This window comes from Brevibacterium sp. RIT 803 (assembly GCF_016892625.1).
Lineage (GTDB): Bacteria > Actinomycetota > Actinomycetes > Actinomycetales > Brevibacteriaceae > Brevibacterium.
Window position 1 is genome coordinate 208,566 of record NZ_JAFEMW010000003.1, and the last position, 11,757, is coordinate 220,322.

The following is an 11,757-nucleotide window of genomic DNA, read 5'->3' on the forward strand; positions in this document are numbered from 1 at the left end:
GAGGCCATCGAGAGCCTGGTCGCGGGGCAGCGGGCCAAGTCCTCGCGAAACACGGGCTCGTCTTGGCCTGCGTTGACCTCAATCAAGTAGCATTCCACGGATGAACTCCCCACGATCGAATCTCGCATCCACTCTGCACAACCTCGATGGCCGCAGCTACGGAAATTACAAGCAGATCCGTGGCAGCTACGAGTTCGGGCCGGTCACCGTGTTCATCGACCGGGTCCAGGTCGATCCTTTCGCCTCACCGTCGAAGGTCCGGATCAGGATCAACCGCGCCGAGGCGGGGTTCCCCACTGACATCACTACCGAACGCACAGATCGCGTCGCAGCCGCTGACTTCCTCTTCCGCGTCGGTGATTCATTCCTGCACCGCAATGACCGGCGTTCGATCATCCTCGGACGTCCAGGGCAGGAGGTGCTCGAACGCACCAACGTCCTCATCGATGACGAAGGCTTCGAGGCACGTCTGCTCGTCAATCTCCCTGCTCGGGGCCGTCGCATCCTGGGCCATCAGGCAGCTGACATCCTCACCCGGGATGTGCCAGAGCTCGCTCAAGCCATGTTCGTCTACTCCGATCTCGCTGCCGCCTGCCCGTCTGCCAAGAACCAGTCCGGCAAGAACCAGTCCGGCAAGAACCAGCCCAGCCAGGTCCAGTCTGGCAGGAACCAGTCCAGTGACGACCTGCGCGAGCATGTCCAACTCCACCGGGATCAGCTGGAACTGCAGAGCCACCTCGGCGAGGAAGGTCTTCTCGCGTTCATCGGCAATGGCGCGATCCTGCCGAGGCGATCCGGGGATTCTGACATGCCGATGGATTCGAACGCTGTGGCCTTCACCAGCCCGAGTTCACTCGAGCACGCATTCACGCTCTCGAGCGGACGGAAGCTCACCGGCATGGCGATCCCCCGTGGTGTCACTGTCATCGTCGGCGGCGGCTATCACGGCAAGTCGACGATCCTGCGTGCCCTCGAACGCGGCGTCTACCCCCACATCGCCGGAGACGGGCGTGAGTGGGTCATCACGGAACCCAGTGCCACCTCCATCCGGGCCGAGGACGGTCGTGCCGTGACCGGCGACGACATCTCGCCCTTCATCAACAATCTGCCATCCGGCACTGACACGAGAGCCTTCACCACAACGAACGCGAGCGGGTCCACGTCGCAGGCGGCCAACCTCGTGGAAGCCGTGGAAGTCGGTGCTCGTTCGCTGCTCATCGACGAGGACACCTCGGCGACGAACTTCATGATCCGCGACGATCGGATGCGCGCGCTCATCCCAGCCGACCGCGAACCCATCACCCCCTTCGTCGATCGCATCCGTCCGCTGTTCTCCCACCGAGGCGTCTCCACGGTGCTGGTCGCCGGTGGATCGAGCGCATTCTTCGAGGTGGCTGACCATGTCATCGCCCTCGATGCGTACGTGCCCCATGAGGTCACCGAGAAGGCGCACGAACTCGTGGAGGTGAAATCAGCCGATGACGCAGGAGAGGCGTTCGCCACGCCCCGGCCCCGGATCCCAACTGCGAAGGCGCTGCACCCCAGCTCGAAGACGAAGTCGGCGAAGGCGAAAGGGCTTGGCCAGGTTCAGTTCGGCAAGGCCTTCATCGACCTGACCGCGGTATCCCAGCTCGTCGACCCGCAGCAGACGACAGGCATCGCCGAGGCGCTTGAGTATATGGCCGAGATCTTCGACGGCCAGATCTCACTCACCGAGGCTCTGGCCGAGGTCGAGGACATGCTCGACGCACAGGGAGTCGACGGGCTGACCGGCAACCGCGATCATCCGGGACATGTCGCCCGCCCCCGGGCACAGGAGATCGCGGCGGCGCTCAACCGCTTCCGAGGTCTGCGCCTCGTCGACTGAGCTTGGGTGCGAAACAGACTCGCGGGCACCTGCTCAATGCTCGTCGGCTTCCCTCGAGTCGGTCAGCGTGCGAATCCCGATGACCGACATCACCAGCACGATACCGGCGAGGACCGTGAACGAAATCTGCTGTGAGTGCACGAAGCCGGCAACCGTCGCCGAATCCCAGGCCCCCTGCGGCAGTGTGCTGCCGAGAACCGTGGCCATGATCGTGCCGACTATCGCAACGCCCACTGCATTGCCGAGCTCTTGAGCGGTGTCGTTGAGCGCCGATCCGATCGACGTGTGCGTCTCAGGCAGGGCGCCGAGGAGGGCGACCGCACCAGTCGTCATGATCGTCCGCATCCCCATAGTCATGATGAGCATCCCGACCGCGCACCAGAGGAAGCCGTGTGTGAGCGCGAAGATCCAGATGATGAGGCTGACGAGGACGAGCGCAATACCGCCGATCGAGGTCTTACGGTGGCCGAATCGGGCCACGGCGCGATCGACGAACGGGCCGGCGAGCAGCATGCCCGCGACGAACGGAAGGTTCGCCAATCCCGCCTGGAATGCGGACCAACCCCAGGCGAACTGGTAGAGCTGAGTCGAGACGAACATGACTCCGACCATGGCGATCATTGTCGCGGTCTGCAGAATCGCTGACCCGCTCACTGTCGGCAGGGCGAGCAGTTTGAGATCGAGCATCGGATCCTCGGCGGTCTTCTCACGCCAGATGAATCCGGCAAGGGAGAGCACACCGGCGGCGAAGACGATCACCGTCAACGGTGCAGCCCAACCGTTTTCGACCCCAGCGGTGAAGCCGTAGAGGAGGAAGCCCAGCGAGGCCACAGACAAGATGCCGCCGGGAATGTCGGCACCGCCTTCGCGACGGTCTGCCGGGTCGTCCTCGGCGACCCCGAAACGCACACCGAGCCAGGCGATGACCGCGACAGGGGCGTTGACCACCAAGAGTGCCTGCCAGGGCAGATTCGTGATCGCCAATCCGGCGATGGTCGGGCCCACGGCGAAGCCGATCATCGAGACGACCACGATGAGGCCGATCGCCCTCGTGCGCAGGTCATCACGGTCGAAGAGGCGGAAGATCAACGACATGGTCAATGGGGCGATGAATGCGGCGAAGACTCCTGCCAGTGCTCGCACCGCGATCAGCTGTGCGGGCGTGGAGACGAGCAGCACCGCGAGTCCGGTGAGACCGAACAGCACGAGGCCGAAGAGGAGGGTCCGACGGCGACCGAGCTTGTCGCCCATCGTCCCGCCAACCATGAGCAACCCGCCGAACGTCAGCGAATAGGCGCCGACGATCCACTGCAGGTCTGCTGGAGAAGCGCTGAGGTCTCGCCCGATCGTGGGCAGAGCGACGTTGAGAATCGAGTTGTCGACCATCTCGACGAGCATGGTCAGACACAGAGCGAGAAGAGCGGGCCAAGCAGCTCGGAGACTCTGCGGTTTGCGTGCTTGCGTATCGGCGGATGAGGTGATCGAGGAGTATGGGGAGGACATGTAGGTCCTTTCGCGGGTAGGTCGAAAGGTCGGCGGGAGTGCCGGCGAGAGAAGAACGTTGCGATCGAACAATGTTCGCCAATGGAACGACGTTCGATGCATCGAACTGTGTTCGAGGATAGAACGGTGTTTGATTGAATGCAAGTCTCTCGGTAGATTCAAGGCATGGCATCTGAGACTCCCCCGCGTCCGCGAGGCGACCACAACGTGAATTCACGCAGCCAGGACCCTCGTGATTCATCGACGGACGCTCAACGCAGGAGCATTCCCTCCCGACGCCGAGGTGGTCGTGGGGTGGCGCGCACGCGTACGTCCCTCTCGCTGGAGCAGATCATCGAGGCCGCGATCACCACGCTCGACGCCGTTGGGGCGGAGAAGATGACACTGCGCGGACTGGCCGCACAGCTCGACAGCGGCGTGGCCAGTCTCTACTGGTACGCCGCCGGCAAGGACCAACTGATGGCCATCGTCTCCGATGAGCTGCTGGGACGTGCATTGGACGAGGCCGAGGCCCTCGAACGTGCTGATCAGCCGCACCCGAAGCAGTTTGAGAACTATCCTCCCCCTGAGCCCGATGGCCGCACGAGCACCGGTACCGCTGAGGGCCTGCTGCAGATTCGACGGCTCGTCCTGTGCCTGTTCGTCCAGATGCTCGAGCACCGCTGGCTGGCCTCCCAGCTCATCAAGGCGGGCCCCGATGAGCAGAATTCGCTGACCTACTGGGAGCTGGTCGGTCAGGCCCTCCAGAATAGTGGGCTGGACCTGACCCGCCAGCTTCAGGCGTCAATGGTCGTGTCCACCTATGCTTCCGGCATGGGCGCGGAAGTCTCTCAGCGTGCGATCGAACGTGAAGCCGCCGAGGATGCCGAAGCCCAACAGACTGCCCAGATCGACCACTGGGCAAGTTTCAGTGAAGAAGACTTCCCCTTCGTGCACTCCGTGCTCGGCGAGTTCGAGAATCTCGACGAGGCATCGGACTTCATCATGGGCCTCGACCTCGTTCTGTCAGGCCTGGAACGCCTCACCTGGGACTGAACTGCTTGAAGGGTGAGGCTACGACTCAGAACCCGTCGAGCTGCTCGAGGAGTTCGCCCACTGTGGCCACGGGCAGCGAGCACTGCGTCCCTCGGCAGACGATCGCTGTACCTTCGGGCACCTCGACCTCGGATCCGCTCACGCCCGGGACTCCGGTAGAAGTGGTCAGGAGCGTGACCGCAGGGTGCCGGGCAGCAAATCCGCTCAACTCGGCATTTCGAGTGGCCACACGCACCGGGCTGAGTGCTCGTTCGGACTGCCACAGCGCGTGACCGCAGCCGCGCGGGGCTCGGCCGGCGAGTGCCCTATAGACACCGAGCAGGCGATCGCGCAGTTCAAGAAGTCCTCCAGTGCTCAGATCCTCAGCCTCAGCGGTGCCAGCGGACGAGTCGCCACCCACCGCAAGACTGGCTGTCGGGCCATTTCCAACACTGCTGTCGACACCGAGCTCTGCGAGCAGAAGCGCCACCTCTGCTGCGGCAGATCTGCCGGAGGGCACCGTGTTATCCACCGGATCGGATGCTCTCACACTCAGGATCTCGTCGCCCATGGAGTCGAATACCTCGAGCGTCTCCCCTTCAGCAGTGAAGTCGGCGAACATCGTCGCGCTCAACGACACCAGGTCACTCACCTGCACGGACGCCCCCGGCAGCTGTCGAACTGTGATGCCGGCAGTGATGAACTGTGCCCAGTCAGCGAGTCCGGCCTGGCCGGGTCCAGGTGTGTCGCCGGTGAAGCTGCGGCGGACGTTGAGCCTCGAATCGGAGCTGGCACCACCGGCGCTCACGTCTGAGTCGCCGTCAACGCGTGGACCGGAGTCGCCGAAGCGCGCCAGCATCGCGTCCCACAGATGGACTGCCGCACTCCCCCAGCTCACCGACGCATCAGTGTCTGCGGAAGCCCCGGCATCACTCGTCGCGTCCGCATCGCCTGTGGAACCGGTGTACAGCGCCGCTTCGGCCAGAGCCGTCACTGCCAGTGAATTCCATTCGGTGATCGTCTTCTCATCCCGCGCCGGCTGGGACCGCTGCTCCAGCAATTCTCTGAGCCCGGATCGTTGCGCGGCCGTCGCCGAGGTGGCCCACGGCGCGGGATGCTCCTCGTCGAAGGGCACCTCGTCCATGCCCAACCAGTCGATGATCCGGATGGCGGCGATGACGTTCCCGGAGAGCTCTGCGCCAGCCGGCGATTCGACGAGTTGGAGCAGCCCCTCCTGCCCCACCTCGGCAAACTCCTCGGGTGTCACGACGTAAGCGGCGCCCTCTTCCAGCACACCGTCAGCGTTGAGGGAGTCCGCGTCGAGCGCGGCGATGAAGCGGTCCCCGTCGGACATGTCCGCGTTGAGGAAATTCGCGGTGTCGGTGACCTCGCGTTCGGCGAGCGCCAACCACTTAGAATCCGGGTTGAGCGCGCGTTCGACCTTCGCCCACTGGACGGCGGCGCGCAGGTAGAGCGCATTGTCGTAGAGCATCTTCTCGAAGTGCGGCACGAACCACTGCCGGTCGACGCTGTAGCGGGCGATGCCGCCGCGCACCTGGTCACGCATGCCGCCGCTCGCGATCCGTGCGAAGGTGCTGCGCACCGCGATGAGGCAGTCTAGGACGAGCTCGCCCTCGAGATGTCCGTCGGCGCCGACCCTGTCGACCTTTCCGGGAGCAAGGCCCCCTTCCCTCGCCGAGGTGGTCCCACCCAATCGTACGAATGTGGCCAAGAGCTGCATGAGGTTCATCAGCGGCGGGAACTTCGGTGCCTTGCCGAACCCGCCCCACGCGGGGTCATACGAGTCGAGCAGGGACTCGGCTGCCGAGTCGAGCTCCTCGGCGCTCAGCAGTTGGGAGGCGGCTTCGGCCGGCAGGGCATCCGAGACGGCGCTGGCCATATCGGCGAGCCCACGATCCAGGCGTTTGGTCATCTCGGTCACCTCGTCCCGACGCTCCATCCACGACTGGGACACGGCCGCGAGCACCTGGGTGAACGCGGGCAGGTTCCCCCGCGGTGCCGGCGGGAAGTACGTCCCAGCGTAGAAGGGACTGCCTTCGGGTGTGGCGAAGATCGTCATCGGCCAGCCGCCCTGTCCACGCATCGCCTGGAGGGCGTTCATGTAATAGGAGTCGATGTCCGGGAGCTCTTCGCGGTCGATCTTGATCGGCAGGAAGTTCTCGTTGATGACGCGGGCTATGGCCTCGTCCTCGAAGGATTCGTGGGCCATGACGTGGCACCAATGGCATGTGGAGTACCCGATCGAGACGAGCAGCGGCACGTCTCGACGGGCCGCCTCGGCGAGGTTGTCCTTCGTCCACATCCGCCAGTCGACGGGATTGTCGGCGTGGGCGCGGAGGTACGGACTGGTGGACGACGCGAGTTCATTGGCCATGGTCCCAGCGTCTCATCCGGAGGCCCCTGCTGAGAACCGGCCCTTCATTCCACCGGCCCTGACCATGGCGTCGACCGCTGCTCAGAACCATCCCTTTACCGACAAGCCACGTGGTCAAAAAGCGTATGGTTCTGTGGGATGATTCCACCATGGATGAGGTGACGTATTCGCAGACGAAAAGTCCTGGAGCAGGTACCGCCGAGGACCAGAATCCTGCTCTCAGCGGCGCCCTGACCCCGATGCGCTTCACAGTGGTCGCACTCGCGTTCGTCGTTCATTTCGTCGCTTGGATCGGCTACTGCGCACTCATGGTCGCCTCGTCCAACTACTACTTCGCCCAGGGCGTGCCCACCGGAGTCGCCATGTTCGTCCTGGCTTGTGTGGCCGGTGCCGCTGCCATCGTCATCGCGCGCGAGCTGCCGCCCATCCCGCGCAGCATTGTCACCGTGCTCAGCATTGCTGTCTTCGGAATCTCCGGCCTCGCCGAGGTGGTCGGACGCGTCGAACGACCGACGCCGGAACTGATGGTTGTGACCTTCGCAGAAATTGTCCCGCTCATCGGCATGTTCGTCTTCCCCTTCATCATCGCGGGGGTCCTCGTTGCAGTGGCGAGCAAGCCTGCGGTGGCGGGCCGGCCGACAGTCGGCGCAGGTATCGTGCTTCTTGCCTGTGTGGTGATCGCGTTCTGCTGCCTCCTGCCGTACTTCGGGGTCCTCGATCCGACTGCGCTGCCCTCATGGTTCAGGACGGAGTTGCCGATCGCACTGAACTCCGGAGTCGGCACGGTTGCCGTGGCGTTCGTGCTTGGGCGTGTGCAGCTCCGCGCCCTGTCGTTCGGCTGGTCTCTGGCCATCCGAGCCTTCGGCTTCGTCACCCTGGCTTGCGGAATGCACCTGTGCAGCCTCTCGACAGGTCTGCTCGTGGGCTTCTATCCTCTTGGCGACGGCGGCAGGATGTTCTGGAGGGGAGCCACGTTGGGGTTCCCCATCGGCGCAGCGGCCCTGCTCGTCTCTGTGGCAGCGGCGAGGCGTCGGCGCTGACCTCAGAGGTCTTCGACGACCGCGACGAGCCGGTCGGGCCTGTTGGTGATGATGCCATCGGCGCCGAGGTCGACAGCCTTCTCCATGTCTTCGACGCTGTCGACGGTCCACACAAGGCTCGACATCCCCAGCTCGTGAACATGGCCGAGGAAGGTGGCATCGGCCGCGATGTACTGGGGATTGACCTGATCGACCCAGGTGGCAAAGTCGCGCAGTTCGTCCGGGCAGGGCCGCCCCAGAACCCCGACGGGGATCTCCGGCGCCAGCGCGTGGAACTCACGAATGAAGGCCCAGTCACCGGACTGGACGACGAGCATCCCCGCCGCCAATGCCCGGTCCAGATAGTCAGGCGATGCGGTCAGAGATTCAACGAGCGCCTGGGCGAACCCCGGGTATTGGGTGGGGTGTTTGACCTCGAGGAGCAGCCCGGTGCGGGTCACGTGCACCAGATCGAGCACCTCGGCGAGAAGAGGGACCCGGACGCCGGTGAACGATTCGGACTTCCAGCTGCCCGCGTCGAGGCTGGCGATCTCTGCTGTGGTCATGGTCTTCACGCTGTAGTCCGTGCGGTCAGGATGGGCGAGGCGGACATTCGTCGTCCGCTCCACGGTGACATCGTGGATGACGACGAGTTCTCCGTCAGCATTCATGTGCACGTCGATCTCGAGCATGTCGGTGCCCTGGTCGATGGCGGCGACGAAGGCCGGGATCGTGTTCTCCGGATAGTCAGCCGACGCGCCACGATGCGCGATGACCAGAGGCGGAACCCGGGTGTGGGTGACGGCCTCGGAGGCGTGGTTTGCGAGGGTGATTGGCATGGCGGGGACTCCTCAGAGTTGGCGACTCGGTGCAGGCTCGAGCGGCCGATGGTGCAGTGTATTGCGGACAACCCTAAGCAACCCGAGCAATGAACGGATGATGTCTGGGTAGACGCGACGTGAATGCTGGCTGGGTCAAGCGTCAGTTTCGGTCGGCTTCCGCCTTCCTGAGGGGATTTCACCTGTGTGAGGGACTTGCACAAGGGCGATGTCATGCGTTTCCTCACTTCGGTGGCAGACTGGAGGGCAACTGCAGAAGTAGCACATGGTGTTCACACACCCACATAGCCGCACACCCACATACCAAGCACTGAGCTTGTCGAAGGAGGCATAGATCGATGGAGATGCTCCAGAGCGCATTCGACAGCGTCAGCGGAGTCATCACGTACGTTCTCGTCGCAGTTCTCATCCCCACAGGGTTGTACTTCACGATTCGTACGGGTGCCGTCCAGCTGCGGCTGCTGCCCGAAATGTTCCGCACGATCGTGGAGCCCGGCGGACACGATTCCGACGGCAATCGGAACATCTCTCCGTTCCGTGCCTTCTCCATCTCCGCCGCCTCTCGTGTCGGCACGGCCAATATCGCCGGTGTCGCTCTTGCCATCTCCTTGGGCGGTCCCGGTGCGGTGTTCTGGATGTGGCTGACTGCCATCGTCGGCGGCGCCACTGCCTTCGCTGAGTCCGCACTCGGGCAGCTCTACAAGGAAAAGGACGGGCCGAACTTCCGGGGCGGTCCTGCGTACTACATCAACCGCGCGCTGAACATGAAGTGGCTCGGTCTGGTCTTCGCAGTCATCGTCGCCATCACCTATGGCATCGTCTTCAACTCCGTGCAGTCGAACTCTATCGTCGACGCTGTCGGAGCATCATTCAACGTCGACGATTCCAACTTCGCCTTCACCGCAATCACTGGTGTGGTCGTCGCGGTCGGGGCCTACCTGATCTTCGCCGGTGGTGCCAAGCGCATCTCGAACGTCTCCGCATACCTCGTCCCGATCATGGCCGGACTGTATCTGATCGTCGGCATCATCGTAGTGGCGATCAACCTCGGCGCTGTCCCCGGAATGATCGTCACCATCTTCAGCGACGCGTTCAGCTTCAACTCGATCGCTGGAGGCTCGATCGGCTCGATCATGCTCATCGGTGTTCAGCGCGGCCTGTTCTCGAATGAGGCCGGCATCGGTTCGGTCCCGAACGCGGCGGCGACGGCGTCGGCATCGCACCCAGCCAAGCAGGGCTTCGTTCAGGCACTCGGCGTGTACTTCGACACGATCCTCGTCTGCTCGATCACCGCTTTCATCATCCTCCTATCGAACCCGGACTACGGCAGCTCGGCCGAGGGGGTCCAGCTGACGCAGACTGCCTTGAGCGGACAGCTCGGCCAGTGGGCGATCCACTTCCTCACGTTCGCAATCTTCCTCTTCGCGTTCACGTCGATCCTCGGCAACTACTACTACGGCGAAGCCAATATCGAGCATCTGACCCGCAGCAGGACCGCGCTGCGCATCTATCAGGTGATCGTGATGGTGGCTGTCTTCATCGGCGGGATCGCCGCACTCGACCTGGTCTGGACGGCGGCAGACATCTTCATGGCGATTATGGCGCTGATCAACCTGTTCGCGCTCCTGATGCTCTCCCCTGTGGTGTTCAGCCTGTTGAAGAACTATATGGAGCAGCGTCGCGCTGGGCTGGAGCCGATCTTCCGCCGCGGTGACCTTCCCACCTTCAAACGCATCAACACCGATGTCGACGCCTGGGACGGCACGGACGAAGTCACCACGGCGAAGTTCTGGCAGGACCGTGGCAAGAAGGTACGCCCGGACGACGAGTGATGCTGCCAGCACAGTGATCGTGAAGCCACATCGGGCGTCCCCTTCTCAGGGAGCGCCCGATGTGGTCTCCAATGTCCTCTACATAGGAGAAAGTTCCCATGACTGTGGATCGCACAGAATTGGCCGAATCCCTCGCCGAGGCGACCGGATGGTCGGTCACGGCCGATTCCCATCGAGTGACGTTCACCAATGATGATCCACCGCAGGTGGTTATCTGGACGGTCACCGATGCGGACCTCGGGCGCATCCGTTACTACGAGAACCTCCGCGCAGCAGGGTACGGGGGCCGCAAGACCGCCGATCTCGGGGCCTTGTGGCTGCCTCTCGCCGAAGCGCTAGGTCCGTTCGAAGGATCCCGGGGATATATGCAGGGGGCAGACCTGACAATCCGCGAGTGACTTGCCAGTCGTCACTCGCGGACAGTCAGCGCTTAGATGACTTCGAGGTGGCGCCGGTTGCCCAGCTGACCTGGCTGAAGGTCACGCGATAAGTCTTCTTGCTCTTCGTCTTGACCTTGTACGTGGCCGTGCCTTTCTTGGCAGTCACGGTCTTGATGGTCTTCCACTTGCTCCCGGACTTGACCTGGAACTTCACCTTCGGGTTGTAGCTGCGCTTCTCATCCCATTTAGGGTTGTAGTACTTCGTCTTCGACGTCAGAGTAACGGTCGTGCCGCGGCGCTTGCTCGACAGTGAGGCGTACGTCTTGCCGCGGACGTAGAAGTAGCCCTTGGTGTAGTCGGGACCCTCAACCTTCGCGTACTCATCGTCTTCGTAGTCGCCGTAGTAATAGGCACTGATCTCGGAAGGGCCAAGCGTGTATTTACCCAGGCCAGAAGATGAAGGACAAATCATGTACCGGTCCTTGGATGCGCCTGCGTATGAAGAGAACCAAGCCGAATCATCGTAACCGTGTCGGCCTCTCACTTCGACATCAACGTCCCAATATTCAACCTTCGACTTTTTGTGCTTCATATACAGATTCGTATATTTGCAGTTCCAATCGGAGACGACAACGCTGTCGCCCGACAACTTGGTCACGTCGAAGGATGTACTTGCCGCCTCCGCGGACACAGCTGGACCGACAACGAGGGCTGCTGCCGCAATGGCAGAGACGAGGGCACGCCTGATGAACTTCATAGAGACTCCGAAGGTAAGAGGTAAGAACTGGGATTGCCAGAGTTGGAGTCTTGGAATGTTGAGTCGGCAGCGTCAGGTATCGAAACTTGAAAGTTGTATGACCGAAGAGTACCACAGCTGAAGTGGGCCTGGTTGGGACTTCGTCAGAACA

9 protein-coding genes are annotated in these 11,757 nt (G+C 62.9%); 5 read left to right on the forward strand and 4 right to left on the reverse strand.

The window, feature by feature from the left end:
* Positions 1-100 precede the first annotated feature (100 nt).
* Positions 101-1,867 (forward strand): ABC-ATPase domain-containing protein, encoded by a 1,767-nt coding sequence (locus JTF07_RS11375; RefSeq protein WP_204234382.1) that lies wholly within the window; start codon positions 101-103, stop codon positions 1,865-1,867.
* Positions 1,868-1,900: 33 nt separating this feature from the next.
* Here the strand turns inward: JTF07_RS11375 and JTF07_RS11380 are convergent, their stop codons facing one another.
* On the reverse strand, positions 1,901-3,370 hold the full coding sequence (locus JTF07_RS11380; protein WP_204234383.1) for an MFS transporter: 1,470 nt from the start codon (positions 3,368-3,370) through the stop codon (positions 1,901-1,903).
* Positions 3,371-3,664: 294 nt separating this feature from the next.
* Between JTF07_RS11380 and JTF07_RS11385 the strand changes: the two genes are divergently transcribed.
* The gene (locus JTF07_RS11385) at positions 3,665-4,405 is read left to right on the forward strand and encodes a TetR/AcrR family transcriptional regulator (RefSeq protein WP_353843944.1); all 741 of its coding nucleotides are present in this window, start codon (positions 3,665-3,667) and stop codon (positions 4,403-4,405) included.
* A gap of 25 nt (positions 4,406-4,430) precedes the next feature.
* Here JTF07_RS11385 and JTF07_RS11390 read toward each other — a convergent pair whose 3' ends face one another.
* The gene (locus JTF07_RS11390; RefSeq protein WP_204234384.1) at positions 4,431-6,779 is read right to left on the reverse strand and encodes a thioredoxin domain-containing protein; all 2,349 of its coding nucleotides are present in this window, start codon (positions 6,777-6,779) and stop codon (positions 4,431-4,433) included.
* A 149-nt stretch (positions 6,780-6,928) separates the two neighbouring features.
* Between JTF07_RS11390 and JTF07_RS11395 the strand changes: the two genes are divergently transcribed.
* Positions 6,929-7,819, forward strand: a complete 891-nt coding sequence (locus tag JTF07_RS11395) for a hypothetical protein (protein ID WP_204234385.1) — start codon at positions 6,929-6,931, stop codon at positions 7,817-7,819.
* Positions 7,820-7,821: 2 nt separating this feature from the next.
* Here the strand turns inward: JTF07_RS11395 and JTF07_RS11400 are convergent, their stop codons facing one another.
* Positions 7,822-8,637, reverse strand: a complete 816-nt coding sequence (locus JTF07_RS11400) for a glycerophosphodiester phosphodiesterase (RefSeq protein ID WP_204234386.1) — start codon at positions 8,635-8,637, stop codon at positions 7,822-7,824.
* A gap of 338 nt (positions 8,638-8,975) precedes the next feature.
* Between JTF07_RS11400 and JTF07_RS11405 the strand changes: the two genes are divergently transcribed.
* On the forward strand, positions 8,976-10,469 hold the full coding sequence (locus JTF07_RS11405; RefSeq protein WP_204234387.1) for an alanine/glycine:cation symporter family protein: 1,494 nt from the start codon (positions 8,976-8,978) through the stop codon (positions 10,467-10,469).
* Positions 10,470-10,567: 98 nt separating this feature from the next.
* Entirely contained in the window at positions 10,568-10,867 is a 300-nt protein-coding gene (locus JTF07_RS11410; protein WP_204234388.1) for a hypothetical protein, read from the forward strand.
* A gap of 25 nt (positions 10,868-10,892) precedes the next feature.
* Here JTF07_RS11410 and JTF07_RS11415 read toward each other — a convergent pair whose 3' ends face one another.
* Positions 10,893-11,321 (reverse strand): hypothetical protein, encoded by a 429-nt coding sequence (locus JTF07_RS11415; protein WP_204234389.1) that lies wholly within the window; start codon positions 11,319-11,321, stop codon positions 10,893-10,895.
* Between the last annotated feature and the right edge of the window lie 436 nt (positions 11,322-11,757).

Excerpts from the sequence above, each read along its gene's own strand:
- JTF07_RS11380 (WP_204234383.1), bottom strand. The coding sequence starts at position 3,370 with ATGTCCTCCCCATACTCCTCGATCACCTCATCCGCCGATACGCAAGCA.
- JTF07_RS11410 (WP_204234388.1), top strand. The coding sequence starts at position 10,568 with ATGACTGTGGATCGCACAGAATTGGCCGAATCCCTCGCCGAGGCGACC.
- JTF07_RS11375 (WP_204234382.1), top strand. The coding sequence starts at position 101 with ATGAACTCCCCACGATCGAATCTCGCATCCACTCTGCACAACCTCGAT.
- JTF07_RS11400 (WP_204234386.1), bottom strand. The coding sequence starts at position 8,637 with ATGCCAATCACCCTCGCAAACCACGCCTCCGAGGCCGTCACCCACACC.
- JTF07_RS11395 (WP_204234385.1), top strand. The coding sequence starts at position 6,929 with ATGGATGAGGTGACGTATTCGCAGACGAAAAGTCCTGGAGCAGGTACC.
- JTF07_RS11405 (WP_204234387.1), top strand. The coding sequence starts at position 8,976 with ATGGAGATGCTCCAGAGCGCATTCGACAGCGTCAGCGGAGTCATCACG.
- JTF07_RS11415 (WP_204234389.1), bottom strand. The coding sequence starts at position 11,321 with ATGATTTGTCCTTCATCTTCTGGCCTGGGTAAATACACGCTTGGCCCT.
- JTF07_RS11390 (WP_204234384.1), bottom strand. The coding sequence starts at position 6,779 with ATGGCCAATGAACTCGCGTCGTCCACCAGTCCGTACCTCCGCGCCCAC.